Below are 17,803 nucleotides of genomic sequence, written 5' to 3' on the forward strand. Positions count from 1 at the left end.
GCTCGGGGTGACCCCGACAGTGACGGTGACCGGGTTGGAGACCTGGCCGCTGGCATCCTTGATGGTGTAGGTGAAGCTGTCACCGGTGGTTTCGGAGCCGTTGTGCTGGTAGCTGACGGTGCCATCGGCATTCACGGTGACGGTGCCATTGGCCGGATTACCGGTGATGACGATGCTGCTCGGGTCGATGCCGTCGTCGCTGTCGGTATCGTTACCGGCCAGGTCGATCAGCACGCTGCCGCCTTCGGCAACGGTGGCGGCATCAGCGACGGCGACCGGCGCATCGTTGCTCGGGGTGACCCCGACAGTGACGGTGACTGGGTTGGAAGTCTGGCCGCTGGCGTCCTTGATGGTGTAGGTGAAGCTGTCGCCGGTGGTTTCGGAACCGTTGTGCTGGTAGCTGACGGTGCCATCGGCGTTGACGGTGATAGTGCCATTGGCCGGGTTACCGGTGATGACGATGCTGCCCAGGTCGAGGCCGTCATCGCTGTCGGTATCGTTACCGGCCAGGTCGATCAGCACGCTGCCGCCTTCGGCGACGCTGGCGGCATCGGCCACGGCGACCGGCGCGTCGTTGCTCGGGGTGACCCCGACAGTGACGGTGACCGGGTTGGAGACCTGGCCGCTGGCATCCTTGATGGTGTAGGTGAAGCTGTCACCGGTGGTTTCGGAGCCGTTGTGCTGGTAGCTGACGGTGCCGTCGGCGTTGACGGTGACGGTGCCATTGGCCGGATTACCGGTGATGACGATGCTGCTCGGGTCGATGCCGTCGTCGCTGTCGGTGTCGTTACCGGCCAGGTCGATCAGCACGCTGCCGCCTTCGGCAACGCTGGCGCTATCGGCCACGGCGACCGGGGCGTCATTGCTCGGGGTGACCCCGACGGTGACGGTGACCGGGTTGGAGACCTGGCCGCTGGCGTCCTTGATGGTGTAGGTGAAGCTGTCGCCCGTGGTTTCGGAACCGTTGTGCTGATAGCTGACGGTGCCGTCGGCGTTGACGGTGACGGTGCCATTGGCCGGGTTACCGGTGATGACGATGCTGCTCGGGTCGATGCCGTCGTCGCTGTCGGTGTCGTTACCGGCCAGGTCGATCAGCACGCTGCCGCCTTCGGCGACACTGGCGGCATCGGCCACGGCGACCGGGGCGTCATTGACCGGGGTGACGCCGATGTTGACCACCAGGGTGTTGACACCGCCACGGCCATCGCTGACCTGGACCTGGAAACTGTCCGGGCCGTTGTAGTCGGGGTTGGGGGTGTACAGCCAGCTACCATCCGGGTTCAGGGTCAGCTGGCCATTGTCCGGTGCGTCGAGCAGGTTGAAGGTCAGGCTGTCGCCATCTGCATCCACGAGTTGGAAGCTGCCTTCGAACGGTGTGTCTTCGGCAGTCTCGAAATTGAACGAGCCACCGGGCGGTGGGGTGTTCTCAGCAGCTGGTTGCGTGGCGTCTGTGGTGGTTGCCGCGGCAGGCGTGGGGGCTGGCGTCTCGTCTTCAATGGCAGCGAAAGCGTTATCCAGGCCTTCGGTGGCAAAACCTACCGTTGGATTTAGCTGTTGCGCGGTTTCGCTGAGCAGGACGAAGCTGTGGCCGCCACCGGCTCCGCCAGCACCCCCGCCGGCACCACCGGCACCCGGACCGGCCGCCGTGGCAGGGAGTTCAGCGGTAGGGTCGACACCCGCGGCGATGGCTTGTTGCAGCTCTTCTGCCGCGAGTTCGTCGTCGGAAGGTGCTTGGGTCGCCTGGGTGGGTTGTGTTTCGGTTTCGGTGCTGGCGAGCCACTGGCTGTTCTGGCCGATTTCGAGGTCCTGGCCACCTTGCAGTTGCAGACTGAGCGTGCCTTGTTGTCCGGTCATGACCTGATCGCCACGGAACAGGCGATCACCCTCGACGAGCAGGCGTTGGATGCCTTCTGGTGAAAGTGCAATGACCTGACCGACAACGCCTTTGACGACCGCAACGACATTGCTCATGAGGACTCTCCTTTGTCTAACTGCAACAGGCTTCCGGGCCGGCTACCACGAGGCGCCTACACCGACAGTTTTGTGAAGTGTGACATAAAAATAGCGTCAAACTATTGTTTTATAGTTGTTCGCTATTGACTTTATGCCGTTTTATTGACCGAGCAAGAAACATGCTAAACAATCAATCTTGTTATGTCACTTTGCTATCTCAGGTGATTTCATCAGTCTCCGATCAACGGTCATGGCCAGTTGCCATTATGGCGCCGGTCTGCACGCGTTCTGGATGACTGATAGGTCATGCTGCTGTTGGCAAATGCTTGATTTTTTGCGTTTTCGTGTGAGCCGAAAGGCAGCCTGCTGCGAACTCTGTGTGGCACTGTTGGTTGCATGGCAGCAGACGAAAGCTTGGTAGCCAGGTGATTGACGGTATTCTACTGTCGGTTTACCGGCACTTGTCATGTGTGCCTCGTAGAGGCTCGGCAGTGGGCGCGCAGGTGGATTTTTCAGATTGTCTGTACCACGGAAGGTGCATGGCCCCCACAAAGGAGTGTCCGGGCTAAGTAGGCGGCGAGTTGCTTATGCAGTGCTTGCCGGATGTAAGCGATAAGAATCGAGAGTGTTCCCGCGTGACCGCAGAAACCAGCCAGACCAAGCCAGTGGGTGATCCACGGGCACGCTACGATGACCCCCTGCTGGACAGCCTGCTGTCGCTCTGTGCCCTGCACCAGCGCCCGGCTACCCGCGCCATGCTGACGGCCGGCTTACCTTTGCCGGCCCAGCGCCTGAGCGCCGAGTTGCTGCCGCGTGCGGCCGCCCGTGCCGGTCTGCAGGGCCGCTGGTTACGTCGTGAGCTGCAGCAGATTCCCGCCATGGCCTTGCCGGCCCTGTTGCTGTTGAAGGATGGCCGCAGTGCCATCCTGCTGGCGTGCGATGCCGAGCATGCTCGGCTGCTGCTCAGCGAAAGCGATGGTGGGGAAGTGCGGGTCAAGCTGGACCGGCTGCTTGCCGATTACTCCGGTGAGGTGTTCTTCGCCCAGCCGCGGCACAAGCACGACCTGGATCGGGAAAGCCTGATCCCGCGCACCCGCTCCTGGTTCCGTGACACCCTCAAACGCTCGCGCTGGCTGTATATCGATGCGGTGGCGGCCAGCGTGCTGATCAACCTGATCGGCCTGTTCGCGCCGCTGTTCGTGATGAATGTCTACGATCGCGTGGTGCCCAACCAGGCGGCGGCGACCCTCTGGGTGCTGGCCATCGGCATCTCCGGCGCCTACCTGTTCGACCTGTTGCTCAAGACCATGCGCGGCCTGTGCCTGGACTTGGCCGGCAAGAAGACCGACCTGATCATTTCCGCCACGCTGTTCGAACGCATCGTCGGCATGGCGATGAAGTTCCGCCCGGCGCGGATCGGCAGCTTTGCGCAGAATATTCACGAGTTCCAGGTGCTGCGCGACTTCCTCGCCTCGCTGACGCTGACCACCCTGATCGACCTGCCGTTCACCCTCCTGGTGCTGCTGGTGATTGCCGTGCTCGGTGGCCATCTGGTGTGGATTCCGCTGCTGGCCTTTCCTCTGGCGCTGGGCATCGGCTGGCTGCTGCAGAAACCCCTGGCCGAGACCATGGAACGCACCATGGCGCTGTCCGCCGAGCGCCAGTCGAGCCTGATCGAGACCCTCGCCGGGCTCGACGCGGTCAAGGTCAACAACGCCGAAAGCGAGCGCCAATACCAGTGGGAACAGACCATCGGCACCCTCAGCCGCCTGGAATTGCGCGCGCGCATGCTGTCCAGCCTGGCGCTGAACATCACCGGGCTGATCCAGCAACTGGCCGGCGTGGTGATGATCGTCTGCGGCGTTTACCTGATCATCGCCGGCGACCTCAGCATGGGTGGCCTGATTGCCTGCTACATGCTCAACAGCCGCGCGCTCAGTCCGCTCGGCCAGCTTTCTGGCTTGCTCACCCGCTACCAGCAGGCGCGGGTGACCATGCTCAATATCGACCAGATGATGGAGCTGCCGCAGGAGCACGAGGAACACGAGCGGCCCCTTGCGCGTCCGCAGCTGCGCGGCGCCATCGAGTGCCGTGACCTGGAGTTCCACTACCCGCAGCAGCAGGGCGCGGCGCTCAAGGACATCAACCTGCAGATCCGCCCCGGCGAGAAGGTCGGCATCATCGGCCGCAGCGGCTCGGGCAAGAGTTCGCTGGCCAAGCTGCTGGTCGGCCTGTACCAGGCCGACTCCGGTAGCCTGCTGGTGGATGGCGTGGATATCCGCCAGTTGGATGTCAGCGATCTGCGCCACAACATCGGTTACGTACCGCAGGACATCCAGCTGTTCAGCGGCAGCCTGCGTGACAACCTGGTCAGCGGCGCGCGCTACGTCGAGGACAGCCTGGTGCTGCATGCCGCCGAACTGGCCGGCGTGCACGAATTCGCCCGGATTCATCCGCAGGGTTACGAGCTGCCGGTCGGCGAGCGCGGCCAACAGCTGTCCGGCGGTCAGCGGCAGAACGTGGCCCTGGCCCGGGCCTTGCTGCTCGACCCGCCGATCCTGCTGCTCGACGAGCCGACCAGCGCCATGGACAACTCTGGCGAGGAGCGCCTCAAGCAGCGCCTGCTGCCGGTGATCGCCGACAAGACCCTGCTGCTGGTCACCCACCGCACCTCGCTGCTCAGCCTGGTGGAGCGGCTGATCATCATCGACCGTGGGCGCATCGTCGCCGACGGGCCGAAAGCCGAGGTGATGGAAGCCTTGCGTGGAGGGCGGATCAATGTCGCTTGAGTCCTTCAAGGCGCAATTGAGCAGCTATTTCAAAGGGCGCGCCTCGCTTGACGGGCAGCCCATGCCCGAAGTCCGCAAGGCTCTGGTGGAAGATGCACCGCGCCTGGTGCGCCTGACCATCTGGAGCCTGGTCGCCTTCTTCGCGTTCGGTCTGCTGTGGGCGCACTTTGCCGTGGTCGACGAAGTCACTCGCGGCGATGGCAAGGCGATTCCCTCGTCCAAGCTGCAGAAGATCCAGAACCTGGAGGGCGGCATCGTCGCCGAACTGTTCGTCCGCGAAGGCCAGGTGGTGGAGGCGGGCGCGCCGCTGCTGCGCCTGGACGACACGCGCTTCGCCTCCAACGTCGGCGAGACCGAGGCCGATCGCTTTGCCCTGCTGCTGCGTATCGAGCGCCTCAGTGCCGAGATCGACGGGCGCCCGCTGAGCATGCCGGCCAAGGCGGTAGAGGCCGTGCCGCATCTGGCGGCCAGCGAACAGGCGCTGTTCGAGAGTCGCCAGCAGCAGCTGCGCGACGAAGTGGCGGGGCTGGAAGAGCAGCTGATCCAGCGCCAGCAAGAACTGCGCGAGTTCGCCTCCAAACGCGAGCAGTACAGTCGCAGCCTGGGTTTCCTGCGCCAGGAAATCGAGATGTCCGAGCCACTGGTGGCCCAGGGCGCTATGTCCCAGGTCGAGCTGTTGCGCCTGCGCCGCACTGAGGCGGAGAACCGTGGCCAGCTGGATGCCACCAGCCTGGCAATTCCGCGTGCCGAGTCGGCGATCAAAGAAGTGCAGCGCAAGATCGACGAGACCCGTGGGCGTTTCCGCAGCGATGCGCTGACCGAGCTGAACGAGGCGCGTACCGAGCTGAGCAAGATCCAGGCAACCGGCAAGGCCCTGGAAGACCGGGTCAACCGCACCCTGGTCACTTCGCCAGTGCGCGGCATCGTTAAGCAGTTGCTGGTCAACACCATCGGCGGGGTGATCCAGCCGGGCAGCGATCTGGTGGAAATCGTGCCGTTGGACGACAGCCTGTTGGTCGAAGCGCGCATCCGTCCGCAGGACATCGCCTTCCTGCATCCGGGGCAGAAGGCCGTGGTCAAGTTCACCGCCTATGACTACACCATCTACGGCGGCCTGCAGGGCAAGCTGGAGCAGATCGGCGCCGACACCATCACCGACGAAGAAGGCAACAGCTTCTACCTGATCCAGCTGCGCACCGACAAAAGCCACCTGGGCACTGAGGAGCGTCCGCTGCTGATCATCCCCGGCATGGTCGCCTCGGTGGACATCATCACCGGCAAGAAGAGCGTGCTCAGCTACCTGCTCAAACCGATCATCCGCGCCCAGTCCGAGGCGTTGCGCGAGCGCTGAGTGGCGGGTTTTCCCTCTCCCCCCGACCCCTCTCCCATGAATGGGAGAGGGGTGACTAATGCGCTCCCTCTCTTTCGCTGTCGCGCGCTGACTATGTTCCGGCAAAGAAGGCTTCAGGCATTGCCGGGACTGCCCCCTCTCCCATTCATGGGAGAGGGCTGGGGAGAGGGGCGGTGTCGAGAGCCGTAGCCCGGATGCAATCCGGGGAATACCACATAACCCTCCCCGGATTACATCCGGGCTACGGTCGGTGAAGGCGCTCGGCTACTCGACAAACAGCTTCTGCACCGCCGAGAAATCCAGCTTGCCGTTGCCTTGCTTGAGCAGCAGGCGATACAGCTGCAGGGCCAGGGCGCCCATCGGCGTGCTGCTGGCGGTAGCCTGGGCGGCTTCCTGGGCCAGGCCCAGGTCCTTGGCCATCAGCTCGGCCATAAAGCCGCCGCTGTAACCCTTGCTGGCCGGCGCGTTTTCCATCACGCCTGGCCAGGGGTTGTACTTCTCCAGGGTCCAGTTGCCGCCCGAACTCTGCCGCATGATCTCGGCCAGCACGGCCGGGTCCAGGCCGCTGGCCACGCCCAGGGCCATGGCTTCGGCGGTTCCGATCATCTGCACGGCGAGCAGCTGGTTGTTGCACACCTTGGCCACCTGGCCGGCGCCATCCGGGCCGGCGTGGAAGATATTCTTGCCCATGGCGGCGAGGATCGGACGGGCCTTTTCCAGGGCCTCGGCCTTGCCGCCGACCATGAAGGTCAAGGTGCCGGCTGCCGCACCGGCGGTGCCGCCGGATACCGGCGCATCGAGCAGGCCGATGCCGCGTGCCGCTGCTGCCGCGTGCACCTTGCGCGCCGAGTCCGGAGCGATGGTCGAGCATTCCAGCACCAGGCTGCCGGGGGTGATCTGCGTCAGCAACCCCTGGTCGCCCAGGTACAGGCTTTCCACATGGCGACTGGCCGGCAGCATGCTGACCACCACCGCGGCATCGCGCACTGCATCGGCAGCGCTGGCAGCGGCCTTGGCGCCTTCGGCGGCGAGGCTGGCCATGCTCTCCTGAACCAGGTCGAAGACGCTGATGGCAAAGCCGGCCTTGAGCAGGTTGCGGGCCATGGGCAGGCCCATGTGGCCGAGGCCGATAAAGGCGATCTGAGTCATTGTTATTGTTCTCCTCGTAGCGAATGCCAGGTGTCGCGTTCGTAGGAGCCAGCTTGCTGGCGATCAGGGGTGCCCGATCGCCAGCAAGCTGGCTCCTACAGGAAATTTACAGATCGGCCAGCGGGTGCTCGCCTTCCCAGACGGGTTCGAAGTGCGCTTCGATCACCGCCGCCGGGATAGTTGCGACATCCGCCCAGTGCCACTTCGGCGCCTGGTCCTTGTCGATCAGGCGGGCGCGCACGCCTTCGGGGAATTCCGGGTGGCGGCAGCAGTTCAGGCTCATGGCGTATTCCATGCGAAATACTTCGGCCAGCGACAGATGGCGGGCGCGCTGGATCTGTTGCCAGACCAGGTGCGCAGTCAGCGGACAGCCCTCGCTCAGAGTCTTGGCGGCGCGCGCCAGGAGCAGGTCGCTGTCGCCCTGCAGGGCGCTGAGGGCATGCCAGGCGCTGGGTAGGTCGGCCACGTCGAGCAGGGCGTCGAGGCGCTCGCGGCGCGGCAGCCACTGTGCCTGCGGCAGGTCGGCGCGCGCTTCCTGCTCCAGGGCACGGAGCAGGCTGGTGAGTTGTGCCGGCGCCTGTTCCTGCCAGTTCATCTGCACCAGGCCTTCGATCAGCACGTCCTGCTGGTCGTCACGCAGGAAGCGGTCGGCCAGGTTCAGATCCAGGGCGTCGCGGGCATTGATGCCGCTGGCGGTCAGGCCGAGGAACAGGCCGAGCTTGCCCGGCAGGCGGGCGAGGAACCAGCTGCCGCCGACATCCGGGTACAGGCCGATATTGATCTCCGGCATGGCCAGGCGGCTGCTCGGCGTGACGATGCGCACCCCGGCGCCCTGCATCAGGCCCATGCCGCCGCCCAGCACATGGCCGTGGGCCCAGCAGATCAGCGGCTTGGGGTAGGTGTGGATGCGGTGGTCGAGGCGGTATTCGTCGGCGAAGAAGCGTCGAGCCAGTGGCGGGATCTCTCCCGGGTGTTCGCGGCACTGTTGCACCAGCTGCACTACGTCGCCGCCGGCGCAGAAGGCCTTGGGCCCGTTGCCGCGCAGCAGCACGCAGGCGATGCTCGGATCAGCCGCCCAGGCGCTCAGCTTGGCATCCAGCGCCTCGATCATCGGCAGGGTCAGGGCGTTGAGGCTTTTTTCCGCATCCAGGCTAGCGATGCCGATGCGGTAGCCGTGCTGGCCGTGGCGTTCTTCGAAATGCACGTTCATGGGTACAACCTTCGGTTGAGCGGCAAGCTTTAAGCTACAAGCTTGCCGCTGATGGCTTGCAGCTTATTTATTGCGCCACTGCGGGTCGCGTTTTTCCAGGAAGGCGTTGACCCCTTCGCGGGTGTCGTCGGCATCAAACAGGTCGACAAAACGCTCGCGCTCTTCCGGCAGCCAGGTATTCGCGCCACGCTCGCGGGCACCCTGGATAAGTGGCTTGATGGTGCGCACCGCCACCGGGCTCTGCCGCGCCACCTTGGCTGCCAGTAGCAAGGCATGGCCACGGGCTTCGCCGCTGTCCACCACCTGCTCGACCAGGCCGATGCGCAGCGCAGTTTCCGCGTCGATGCGTTCGCCGCAGAGGATCATCCGTTTGGCCCAGCCTTCGCCGATCAGCCAGGGCAGCGCCTGGGTGCCGCCGGCGCAGGGCAGCAGGCCGACTGTGGCTTCCGGCAGGGCCAGCTGCGCCTGGCGCTCGGCGATGCGGATGTCGCAGGCCAGGGCGCATTCCAGGCCGCCGCCCATGGCGTAGCCGTTGATCGCGGCAATCGATACGCCACGGAAATCGCGTAGCGCCTCGAAGGCCTCGCCGAAGCGCCTGGCCATCTCGCGGGCACGGGCCTTGTCGCCATCGGCGAACAGGTTGAGGTCGGCGCCAGCGCTGAAGAACTTGCTGCCCTGGCCGGTCACCACCAGGGCGTAGATGTCGTCGTCATGGTTGAGGTGCTCGACCAGCTGCTTGAGGCCGATCAGCGAGTCGCGGTCCCAGGTGTTGGCCGGCGGGTGGTTGATGGTGATCAGCGCGGTGTGGCCGTGCTTTTCCACGGTGATCTTGTGGGTCAGGTCGAAAACCCCGGGCTTGTAGGCTTCGATGGCGTTGCTCATAAAACGTCCTCGTTTCTGCAATAGGCTTAGAACCTGTTTAGGATTTTGCGAGCTAGAGCCATGCAAGGCAAAAATAGGCGAGGAAGCGGAATGTACTTTTGTACATGAGCATTCCGAGCCTGTTTTTAACGCAGCAGGGCCGACGCGCAGCAAATCCTATGCAGGTTCTTACAACAGGCGATCGAGCATGCCGCCCTGGTCCAGCAGGCGGCGGGCGATGATCACCCGCATGATCTCGTTGGTGCCTTCCAGAATCTGGTGCACGCGGCTGTCGCGCACCCAGCGCTCCAGCGGATAGTCGTTGAGGTAACCGTAGCCGCCATGCAGCTGCAGGGCCTCATTGCACAGGGTGAAGCAGTGATCGGTGGCAAAACGCTTGGCCATGGCGCAGTACAGGCTGGCCTCGCCGTCGGCGTGGTCCAGTTTGTGCGCGGCCAGGCGCACCATCTGCCGGCTGGCGGTGAGGTCGGTGAGCATGTCGGCCAGCTTGAACTGCAGGGCCTGGAACTCGCTGAGCGCCTTGCCGAACTGCTTGCGTTCCTCGACATAGCGCAGACTCTGCTCCAGCGCCGCCTGCGCCGCACCCAGCGAGCAACTGGCGATATTGATGCGGCCGCCGTCCAGACCTTTCATGGCGTAGACGAAGCCCTGGCCTTCCGGGCCGATGCGATTGCCCGCCGGGATGCGCACGCCCTCGAAGGTGATGGTGCGGGTCGGCTGGGCGCGCCAGCCCATCTTCAGTTCGTTGCGGCCGTACTTCACCCCCGGCGCATCGCCCGGCACCAGGAAGCACGACACGCCCTTGGCGCCGTCTTCGCCGGTGCGCGCCATGACAATCAGCACGTCGGTGCTGCCGGCGCCGGAGATAAAGCACTTGCTGCCGTCGATCACGTAGTCGTCGCCGTCACGCTTGGCGCGGGTGCGCAGGCGGGCGGCGTCGGAGCCGGCGTCCGGCTCGGTCAGGCAGTAGGAGGCCAGCAGCTCGCCGGAGGTCAGGCGCGGCAGCCAGGCCTTCTTGAGTGCCGCATCGGCGAACGAAGCGAGCATCCAGGAAGCCATGTTGTGAATGGTCAGAAAGGCCGTGGTGGCCACGCAACCAGCGGACAGCTGTTCGAAGATCAGCGAGCTGGACAGGCGCGACAGGCCCAGGCCGCCGTCCTCTTCCTTGATATACAGGGCCAGGTAGCCCTGTTCGGCGGCGCGTTTGATCACGTCGACCGGGAAGTGGTGGTCGCGATCCCAGTCGGCAGCATGCGGCGCCAGTTCGCGCGTGGCAAAGGCGCGGGCGCTATCGACCAGCAGGCGTTGCTCTTCGTTCAGTTCAAAATCCATAGCCAATCCTCAGCGGGGAAGGGGTGTTCCCTGGCAAAAGCAGTCAGGCCGGCGGGTAGCCAGCCTGGCGCGGGTTCATTTCAACTGGATGGTCATATTCGGCCCGCTCACGGGCGTGTCATCGAACCAGCGGCTGGTCACCGTCTTGGTCTCGGTATAGAAGCGTACGGCCTGTTTGCCATAGGCGTGCAGGTCGCCATAGAACGAGCCTTTCCAGCCGGTGAAGGAGAAGAACGGCAGCGGCACCGGGATCGGTACGTTGATGCCCACCTGGCCGACTTCCACCGCGTGCTGGTAGTGCCGTGCGGCGCCGCCGGAGCGGGTGAAGATCGAGGTGCCGTTGCCGTAGGGGCTGGCGTTGACCAGCTCGATGGCTTCTTCCAGGGTGTCGACCTCCATGCACACCAGTACCGGGCCGAAGATTTCCTCGCGGTACAGGCCCATCTTGGTGGTCACCCCGCGGAACAGAGTCGGGCCCAGCCAGTTGCCATTCGGGTAGCCCGGCACCGTGCACTGCGAACCATCGACCAGGCACTCGGCTCCCTCGGCCTTGCCCTCAGCGATCAGGCGCAGCACACGCTGTTTGGCCTGTTGGCTGATCAGCGGGCCGTAGGCGGCGCTCGCATCGTTCCAGTAACCGGGTTTCAGCTCGGCGATCTGCGCCGCCAGCTCGTCGATCCAGGCCTTCGATTCGCCGACGAACACCGCCACGCTGATCGCCATGCAGCGCTGCCCGGCCGCGCCGCAGCTGGCGCCGAGCAGGTTGCTGATCACCTGATCCTTGGGCGCGTCGGGCATGATCACCATGTGGTTCTTCGCCCCGGCGAAGGCCTGCACGCGCTTCAGGTGCTGGGTGCCGGTACGGTAGATGTGCTGGCCGACTGGCACTGAGCCGACGAAGGAAATGGCGCGGATATCCTCATGCACCAGCAGGGCATCGACCACCTCGCGGCCGCCATGCAGCACCTGCAGCACGCCCTTGGGCGCACCGGCCTCGAGGAACAGCTCGGCCAGGCGGTTGGGGGTCAGCGGGTCCTGCTCGGACGGCTTGAGGATGAAGCTGTTGCCGCAGGCGATGGCCAGCGGAAACATCCACAGCGGGATCATCGCCGGGAAGTTGAACGGGGTGATGCCGACGCACACGCCGAGCGGCTGGATATAGCTGGCGGTGTCGATCTCGCGGGCGACGTTCTCTACCGTCTCGCCCATCATCAGGCTGCAGATGTTGGCGGCGTGCTCGGCCACTTCGATGCCGCGCCAGACATCGCCCTTGGCATCGGCGAAGGTCTTGCCGGTCTCGCCGGCGAGGATCTCGGCCAGCTCGTCGTGGTGTTCCTTGAGCAGGTGCTGGTAGCGCAGCATCAGCCGCGCGCGCTCGGGCACCGGCACTTCACGCCAGGCGAGGAAGGCGCGCTTGGCACTGGCGATGGCCGCTTCGATTTCATCCGCCGTGGCCTTCGGCGCCAGGGCCAGGACTTCCTGGGTGGCCGGGTCGGTCACTTCGATCAGTTCGCGCGAATGGCTGGTTTGCCACTCGCCATCAATCAGCTGGGGGATTACGCGGGCCATCAGGTGTCTCCTGAGCTTGTTCTTGTGTGCCCTTGTTATAGCCACTGCCTGCGCGCTTGTGGATTGACGATCTTGCCGATTGGATGGACGATCTTGTGATTGAGTGTTGACCCATTCACCTAGCGTGAAGCGTCTGTCCACCGAGATTGTAGGACGACCAGTCCGTAGCCCGGGTGCACTCCGGGACGGGCGCCCCCGGATTGTATCCGGGCTACCAAGGCACGTTATGACTGTTCATGTAGAAACCTCCAACTGGCCGCTGCCCGCCAACGGCCTGCGCTTCATCACCCCGCCGCGCCTGCGCCGGGTGCTGGCGCGCCATGCGTTGTCTGGCGGCTGCTACCCGCTGGCCCTGGGCTTCTACCCGGAAGCGGCCGGGCACCGTATGCAGCGCCCGCAGCCGGACGACCATCTACTGATCTACTGCCGTGCTGGGCGTGGCTGGCTGGACAGCGAGGATGGACGATTAGAAGTTGGTGGTGGCGATTTGCTGCTGCTGCCCAAGGGCCAGGCGCATGCCTATGGCGCCGATGCCGAGCGGCCCTGGACCCTGTACTGGGTGCACTTCGACGGCAGCGCCTGCGAGGATTTCCTGCGCCTGCTCGGCCCGACGCGCTTGCGCCGCATCGGCGTGCAGCCGCGCCTGCTGGCGGACTTCGATGCGCTGCTCGGCTTGCACCGCCAGGGCCTCAACCTGCCGCACTTCATCCACGCCGCCCATCAGCTGCAGGCGCTGCTCAGTTCCCTGGCTGTGCTGCCGGCGCGGGCCAACCTCAAGTCCGGCCGGGTGCTCGACGTGGACGCGGTACAGGCGGTGATGCGCGCCCACCTGCACGACAGCCTCAACCTCGACGAACTGGCGGCGCAGTTCAAGCTGTCGCGCTTCCACTTCGCCAAGACCTACCGCGCCCTGACCGGCCATGCGCCGATCCAGGACTTCATCAACCTGAAAATGGCCCACGCCTGCCGCCTGCTCGACCAGGGCAGCCTGGAAGTCCGCCAGGTCGGCGAGCAACTGGGCTACGACGATCCCTATTACTTCTCGCGGCTGTTCAGAAAGGTGGTGGGCATGGCGCCCAGCCATTACCGGGCGTTGCATCAGGGGTAGAAGAACAAGGCCGTGGCTATGAGCCACGGCCTTTTCTGTCGGGGTCAGATCGAGCAGATCATCCCCGCCAGCTCCACCCGGCCGAAACTGGCGCCGGGGTCGAGCGGGGTGATAGCCAGCAGTTGGTCGAGGCGCACCTCCTGCTTGCCTTCGTCGGTCTGCAGCACGAGGAACTCTTCCTTGCTTGGGGCCGTGCGCGTATCCAGCGCCCTGGCCACGAAGCTCGGACCCTCGACCAGCTCGACCTGCAGGCGGTAGCCATGCATGCAAGCGATCTCGAGAAAATCGTGCAGATCGCAGTTCAGGGGCTGATACGTGTTCACCTTGGTCTCCTTAGCAACCCTGTAGCGGGATGATGAAGTAGCCCTGCTGGGCGATGGCGGCGGCGACATCGGGGTGGGCCGGCTCGCTGTGGCAGAACTGGCAGCGACTCTGCGATACGTCCGCATCCGCCACGCCGCGGCTGGCGAGCCATTCGCGGGCATGGCGGGTGGCGAGTGTCTGGTCGTTGCCTTCGATGAGCACGTCGAAGTGTAGGTAGCCACCGTCGAGCGTGCGCACGTGGGTGTCGAACACTTTCACGTTCATGTCATTTCTCCTCTTTCCAAGTGGCCGGCAGCGACAGGTCGCCGGAGGCCACGTCCCATACGCTGGAGACGCACAGCAGCGGGTTGTGCAGGTCGGCGTTGACCTGCAGGGCGGCGGTCACGCCGTCGTAGTTGAAGCTCTGCGGGAAGCCGACGGCGGCCAGTGGTACGCGGATGCGCGCGGCGTCGCCCTGCGCGCTCAGGTCATAGCCGGGCGAGTCGATGTAAATCGGCGCGCCGGGCCAGGTGGCCGGCAGCTTGGGCTTGGTGCCCTCGGGAATGTCGCGCACCTTGAGGCCGGACGGACCGCAGCTGGCGTCCTTGGTCAGCACCACCCAGTGCGAGTGCCAGAGACCGCCGTCGTTGTCCTGCTTGCCGTCACGGTTTTCATCCAGCTGCGGGGTGTCGTCGAAGTCCGGGTGCGAGGTCAGCGCCAGGGCGAGGATGTCCGAGCCCTGCTCGAAACCGACACTGCCGGCGTCCAGGCTGGTCGGCCACACGTAGCTGTACACCTCGGCGGCGGCGAAGCTGCCCTTGGCGGAGGGCATGCGGCTACCGGCCTTGCCGTCGACCAGCTGTTCGAACACCAGGTCGCTGCCGTCCTTGAAAACGCGGGTGTGTACCAGGTCGAAGGCGGCGTCGACCTTGGAGGTTTTCTCGCTGTGAATGCCGCCCGGGCCGTGGGCCCAGGCCTGGCTGGCGAGGAGCGCGATGAGCGCGAAAGTGAAGGGGGCTTTCATGGTCGGCTCCTTACTTGAGGTCGTCGATGGAGGCGCCGAAGTTCAGGTGCAGCACCTGGCCATCGACCACCAGCGCGGGCACCGATTTGACGCCGGCCTGCTCGGCCTCGACGACGCGCTGTTTCTGGTCGCCGAGGTGGACGACCTCGACTTTCACGTGTGGTGCCAGCAGGTTGAGCAGGGTCTGTTCGGCCGAGACGCAAACGGGGCAGCCGGCGTGGTAGAAGCATGCGTTGGTCATTTCGGGTCTCCTTCAAGTTAATTTGGTATCGATTCGATACTGATGCGAAGGCTACTCCCGCTGCGCTCTTTGTCAATATGGTATTTAGTCGATACTATGTTTCGACAGGAGTGATATATGACCGGCACAACTCTCTTCGATCTGCTCGAGCGGCTGACCAGCCTGATGCGCATGTGGAATCGCCAGCACCCGCTGCTGGTGGAGCTGCAGCCGATCCAGGTCAGTGCGTTGGTCTACCTGGCGCGCTGCAACCGCTACTCCAATACGCCGCTGGCAGTGACCGAGTACCTGGGACTGACCAAGGGCACGGTGTCGCAATCGCTGAAGGCGCTGGAGGCCAAGGGCCTGATCGAGAAGAGCCAGGATCCGCGCGACCGCCGCAGCGTGCATTTGCAGCTGACCGCGCCGGCCCGCGAGCTGGTGGCAGCCGTCGCGCCGCCGCAGTTCCTGGTGGCGGCGCTGGAGCAGATGGGCGAGCGCGCGCAGGCGCTGGAGGGGCTGTTCGGCGACCTGCTACGACAGATCCAGCGCAGCGAGGACGTGCCGGGCTTCGGTCTGTGCCGCACCTGCCGCTTCCATCAGCAGCGCGATGGCGCGCCGTTCTGCGGCCTGACCCAGGAGCCGCTGACGGTGCCCGATGCCGAGCTGATCTGCCGCGAGCACCAGCCGCAGGCGGCCTGACGGGGTATTACACCCGGGCGATGGTCGCCAGGCCGGTGGCGATCAGCTTCTCCGCCCCATCCTTGACGGCGAACACGTCCGCACGGCACACCGCCTGGCGCTGGCCGGCCTTGAGCACCTCGCTGCGGCAGATCAGGCGCTCGCCCAGTGCCGGGGCGAGCAGGTTGAGCTTGTACTCGCTGGTGACCACATCGCCAACCATCGAGGCCGCGGCCCAGGCGCAGCCGCTGTCGACCATGAAGCCGACCACAGCACCATGCATATAGCCATGGTGCTGGCACAGGTCGGGGCGGCTGCGCACTTGCAGGCTGACCTTGCCAGGCGCGAAGTCGAGCAGTTCGGCGCCGAGCAACTGGGCGAAGGTGGAGTGCTGCAGGGCCTGCTCCAGGCGTTCGCGGCTGATACCGGTGGTTGTGCTCATGCGGATGGCTCCGTGGGGTGATACCTGCAGTCTTGGCCCGCCTGTAGCCACCGGCAATCTGCATACAAAGGCGTGATGGTGGTGCATCAGGTTGTCGGGTAGGGCGGGTGCTACCCGCGTTGTACTCAGGCGCGGGTTTCACCCGCCCTACGGTCTGGCCGCCTTGACTTGCCCCGGTGCCTTCCTTAGCGTGCCGGTTCCGTTTTTTGCCGTGCAGGACTACCCATGAGCGTCGACGATCGCATCAAACTCGAACCGGGCTGGAAAGAGGCCCTGCGCGAGGAGTTCGACAAGCCTTACATGGCGCAGCTCAGTGAATTCCTGCGGGCGGAGAAGGCGGCGGGCAAGGTGGTGTTTCCGCCGGGGGCGCTGATCTTCAATGCGCTGAATTCCACGCCGCTGGAGCAGGTCAAAGTGGTGATCCTCGGTCAGGACCCTTACCACGGCCCCGGCCAGGCCCATGGCCTGTGCTTCTCGGTGCAGCCGGGGGTGCCTGCTCCGCCGTCGCTGGTGAATATCTTCAAGGAATTGCAGCGCGACCTGAACATCGACATCCCCAAGCACGGCTGCCTGCAGAGCTGGGCCGAGCAGGGCGTGCTGCTGCTCAACACCTCGCTGACGGTGGAACAGGCCAACGCCGGATCGCATGCCGACAAGGGCTGGCAGCCGTTCACCGACAAGGTGATCGAAGTGGTCAATGCGCGGCCGGGCAACCTGGTGTTTCTGCTCTGGGGCGCGCATGCGCAGGGCAAGCAGAAGCTGATCGATGCCACCCGTCACCTGGTGCTGAAATCGGCGCATCCGTCACCGCTGTCGGCCTACCGCGGCTTCCTCGGCAATGGCCACTTCAGCCGCACCAACAAGTACTTGGAGCAGTGCGGCCTCACTCCGATCGATTGGCGACTGCCGGCGCTGTAGTCGGCGGCTGGCAGGCCAGGCTGTCGAGGTCCTGGCGCAGCGCCGCCAGGCGTTGTTGCAGGTGTTGGCGCTGGGGGCTGTCGGCGGCATTCAGCAGGTTGCTGAACAGCTCGGCGAGCAGCTGTTGCGAGCGTTCGAACTGCTCACGATAGGCCGGCGTCCAGTGTTGCGCCCGTTGCTGCAGCAGGCTTTGCAGGCGCGCATCAAACTCGGCGCCGCGGCGGCTCTCCAGGGCGGCGCGCAGTTTGGCCTGCCAGTGCGCGCGGTTGTCCAGCCACAGCCGGTTCTGCTCGCCGAGCTGATTGGCCCAAGTGGCCACGTGCCCGCGCTGCGCGTCGTTCAGATCGCCAAACCAGGGCTGCAGGCGTTCCTCCATGCGTTCGCGGCGGCGGGCGATCTGCTCCTCCATCGCGGGCTCCAGGTACTCGGCGCGCAGCTCGGCATCCTCCTTGGCCATGGCCGCCTCCAGCTCCTGTACCTGCAGCGGGTTGAGCCCGCGCAGCAGCTCGGTGCCGGTGGGGGTGATCTCCACGGCGATGGCATCCAGCGCCTGGCGGAACTCGCTGAACTGCGCCCGCAGCTGCTCGGGTTGCAGCTGTGGCTGCTCGACCAGGGCTTCGCTGCGTTGCAGCCAGGCCGAGTAGGCCGGCAGTTGGGTACTGCAATGCCAGTCCAGATGCTCGCGCAGGCGCGGCTTGAGCCAGTCCTTCTGGGCGCTGTCGAGTTGCAGGTAGTCGTCGAGCGACCAGCTGATCAGCCAGTCGAGGTTGCGATAGGCCAGGTCGATCCGGCTGCAGGCGCTCAGCAGCAGGGTGGCGCAAAGCAGGGCTATGACACGGCGGTGCAGATGCATGGCGAGACCCGTCCGAGAA

General features: G+C 65.0%; 17 protein-coding genes. 5 read left to right on the plus strand and 12 right to left on the minus strand.

The annotated features are described in order from the left end of the window. Positions 1 to 1,971: retention module-containing protein (locus H3H45_RS15160; RefSeq protein ID WP_182834563.1), on the minus strand; the 1,971-nt coding region annotated here is incomplete at its 3' end. A gap of 617 nt (positions 1,972 to 2,588) precedes the next feature. On the opposite strand from H3H45_RS15160, the gene H3H45_RS15165 reads away from it, so the two are divergent. After that, a complete protein-coding gene (locus H3H45_RS15165) occupies positions 2,589 to 4,742 on the plus strand; it encodes a type I secretion system permease/ATPase (RefSeq protein WP_182834564.1) in 2,154 nt (717 codons plus the stop codon). After that, positions 4,732 to 6,093 (plus strand): HlyD family type I secretion periplasmic adaptor subunit, encoded by a 1,362-nt coding sequence (locus H3H45_RS15170; protein ID WP_182834565.1) that lies wholly within the window; start codon positions 4,732 to 4,734, stop codon positions 6,091 to 6,093. Before H3H45_RS15165 ends, H3H45_RS15170 begins: the two co-directional genes overlap by 11 nt. Positions 6,094 to 6,357: 264 nt before the next feature. On the opposite strand, the gene mmsB is transcribed toward H3H45_RS15170, so the two are convergent. The 5 genes from mmsB to H3H45_RS15195 form a co-directional block, all read right to left on the minus strand. Continuing rightward, positions 6,358 to 7,242: a 3-hydroxyisobutyrate dehydrogenase gene (gene mmsB / locus H3H45_RS15175; protein WP_182834566.1), complete on the minus strand. Its 885-nt coding sequence runs from the start codon at positions 7,240 to 7,242 to the stop codon at positions 6,358 to 6,360. A gap of 106 nt (positions 7,243 to 7,348) precedes the next feature. Beyond that, positions 7,349 to 8,452 carry an enoyl-CoA hydratase/isomerase family protein gene (locus H3H45_RS15180; protein ID WP_182834567.1) on the minus strand — a complete coding sequence of 368 codons (1,104 nt, stop codon included), beginning with the start codon at positions 8,450 to 8,452 and terminating at the stop codon, positions 7,349 to 7,351. A 63-nt stretch (positions 8,453 to 8,515) separates the two neighbouring features. After that, positions 8,516 to 9,334, minus strand: a complete 819-nt coding sequence (locus H3H45_RS15185; RefSeq protein WP_182834568.1) for an enoyl-CoA hydratase — start codon at positions 9,332 to 9,334, stop codon at positions 8,516 to 8,518. A gap of 168 nt (positions 9,335 to 9,502) precedes the next feature. Continuing rightward, a complete protein-coding gene (locus tag H3H45_RS15190) occupies positions 9,503 to 10,666 on the minus strand; it encodes an acyl-CoA dehydrogenase family protein (protein WP_182834569.1) in 1,164 nt (387 codons plus the stop codon). A 75-nt stretch (positions 10,667 to 10,741) separates the two neighbouring features. Then, positions 10,742 to 12,235 carry a CoA-acylating methylmalonate-semialdehyde dehydrogenase gene (locus H3H45_RS15195; RefSeq protein ID WP_182834570.1) on the minus strand — a complete coding sequence of 498 codons (1,494 nt, stop codon included), beginning with the start codon at positions 12,233 to 12,235 and terminating at the stop codon, positions 10,742 to 10,744. 226 nt (positions 12,236 to 12,461) lie between these two features. On the opposite strand from H3H45_RS15195, the gene H3H45_RS15200 reads away from it, so the two are divergent. Continuing rightward, on the plus strand, positions 12,462 to 13,343 hold the full coding sequence (locus H3H45_RS15200) for an AraC family transcriptional regulator (RefSeq protein WP_182834571.1): 882 nt from the start codon (positions 12,462 to 12,464) through the stop codon (positions 13,341 to 13,343). Between the two features lie 44 nt (positions 13,344 to 13,387). Here the strand turns inward: H3H45_RS15200 and H3H45_RS20230 are convergent, their stop codons facing one another. The 4 genes from H3H45_RS20230 to H3H45_RS15220 are packed head-to-tail and all read right to left on the minus strand — an operon-like array spanning position 13,388 to position 14,911. Further along, positions 13,388 to 13,666: a Rho-binding antiterminator gene (locus tag H3H45_RS20230; protein ID WP_182834572.1), complete on the minus strand. Its 279-nt coding sequence runs from the start codon at positions 13,664 to 13,666 to the stop codon at positions 13,388 to 13,390. 10 nt (positions 13,667 to 13,676) lie between these two features. Continuing rightward, a complete protein-coding gene (locus tag H3H45_RS15210; RefSeq protein ID WP_182834573.1) occupies positions 13,677 to 13,931 on the minus strand; it encodes a DUF2024 family protein in 255 nt (84 codons plus the stop codon). Position 13,932: 1 nt separating this feature from the next. Next, the gene (locus tag H3H45_RS15215) at positions 13,933 to 14,670 is read right to left on the minus strand and encodes a hypothetical protein (protein ID WP_182834574.1); all 738 of its coding nucleotides are present in this window, start codon (positions 14,668 to 14,670) and stop codon (positions 13,933 to 13,935) included. Positions 14,671 to 14,680: 10 nt separating this feature from the next. Then, positions 14,681 to 14,911, minus strand: coding sequence for a glutaredoxin domain-containing protein (locus H3H45_RS15220; protein WP_182834575.1), 231 nt, complete (start codon positions 14,909 to 14,911; stop codon positions 14,681 to 14,683). A 117-nt stretch (positions 14,912 to 15,028) separates the two neighbouring features. Between H3H45_RS15220 and H3H45_RS15225 the strand changes: the two genes are divergently transcribed. Beyond that, positions 15,029 to 15,592, plus strand: a complete 564-nt coding sequence (locus H3H45_RS15225; protein ID WP_182834576.1) for a MarR family winged helix-turn-helix transcriptional regulator — start codon at positions 15,029 to 15,031, stop codon at positions 15,590 to 15,592. 7 nt (positions 15,593 to 15,599) lie between these two features. Here H3H45_RS15225 and H3H45_RS15230 read toward each other — a convergent pair whose 3' ends face one another. After that, a complete protein-coding gene (locus H3H45_RS15230) occupies positions 15,600 to 16,013 on the minus strand; it encodes a PaaI family thioesterase (RefSeq protein WP_182834577.1) in 414 nt (137 codons plus the stop codon). A gap of 225 nt (positions 16,014 to 16,238) precedes the next feature. Here H3H45_RS15230 and ung point away from each other — a divergent pair, with 225 nt between their 5' ends. Further along, complete coding sequence (gene ung, locus H3H45_RS15235) at positions 16,239 to 16,931, plus strand: uracil-DNA glycosylase (protein ID WP_182834578.1); 693 nt, start codon at positions 16,239 to 16,241, stop codon at positions 16,929 to 16,931. Here ung and H3H45_RS15240 read toward each other — a convergent pair. Beyond that, complete coding sequence (locus H3H45_RS15240) at positions 16,897 to 17,784, minus strand: DUF6279 family lipoprotein (protein WP_235983754.1); 888 nt, start codon at positions 17,782 to 17,784, stop codon at positions 16,897 to 16,899. The genes ung and H3H45_RS15240 overlap by 35 nt on opposite strands. Positions 17,785 to 17,803: the final 19 nt, after the last annotated feature.

Source organism: Aquipseudomonas guryensis (genome assembly GCF_014164785.1).
GTDB lineage: Bacteria > Pseudomonadota > Gammaproteobacteria > Pseudomonadales > Pseudomonadaceae > Aquipseudomonas > Aquipseudomonas guryensis.

What these genes read in the sequence shown, in the direction of transcription:
- H3H45_RS15170 (WP_182834565.1), top strand. Translation starts at nt 4,732, where the DNA reads ATGTCGCTTGAGTCCTTCAAGGCGCAATTGAGCAGCTATTTCAAAGGG.
- mmsB (WP_182834566.1), bottom strand. Translation starts at nt 7,242, where the DNA reads ATGACTCAGATCGCCTTTATCGGCCTCGGCCACATGGGCCTGCCCATG.
- H3H45_RS15180 (WP_182834567.1), bottom strand. Translation starts at nt 8,452, where the DNA reads ATGAACGTGCATTTCGAAGAACGCCACGGCCAGCACGGCTACCGCATC.
- H3H45_RS15185 (WP_182834568.1), bottom strand. Translation starts at nt 9,334, where the DNA reads ATGAGCAACGCCATCGAAGCCTACAAGCCCGGGGTTTTCGACCTGACC.
- H3H45_RS15190 (WP_182834569.1), bottom strand. Translation starts at nt 10,666, where the DNA reads ATGGATTTTGAACTGAACGAAGAGCAACGCCTGCTGGTCGATAGCGCC.
- H3H45_RS15195 (WP_182834570.1), bottom strand. Translation starts at nt 12,235, where the DNA reads ATGGCCCGCGTAATCCCCCAGCTGATTGATGGCGAGTGGCAAACCAGC.
- H3H45_RS15200 (WP_182834571.1), top strand. Translation starts at nt 12,462, where the DNA reads ATGACTGTTCATGTAGAAACCTCCAACTGGCCGCTGCCCGCCAACGGC.
- H3H45_RS15210 (WP_182834573.1), bottom strand. Translation starts at nt 13,931, where the DNA reads ATGAACGTGAAAGTGTTCGACACCCACGTGCGCACGCTCGACGGTGGC.
- H3H45_RS15215 (WP_182834574.1), bottom strand. Translation starts at nt 14,670, where the DNA reads ATGAAAGCCCCCTTCACTTTCGCGCTCATCGCGCTCCTCGCCAGCCAG.
- H3H45_RS15220 (WP_182834575.1), bottom strand. Translation starts at nt 14,911, where the DNA reads ATGACCAACGCATGCTTCTACCACGCCGGCTGCCCCGTTTGCGTCTCG.
- H3H45_RS15225 (WP_182834576.1), top strand. Translation starts at nt 15,029, where the DNA reads ATGACCGGCACAACTCTCTTCGATCTGCTCGAGCGGCTGACCAGCCTG.
- H3H45_RS15230 (WP_182834577.1), bottom strand. Translation starts at nt 16,013, where the DNA reads ATGAGCACAACCACCGGTATCAGCCGCGAACGCCTGGAGCAGGCCCTG.
- ung (WP_182834578.1), top strand. Translation starts at nt 16,239, where the DNA reads ATGAGCGTCGACGATCGCATCAAACTCGAACCGGGCTGGAAAGAGGCC.
- H3H45_RS15240 (WP_235983754.1), bottom strand. Translation starts at nt 17,784, where the DNA reads ATGCATCTGCACCGCCGTGTCATAGCCCTGCTTTGCGCCACCCTGCTG.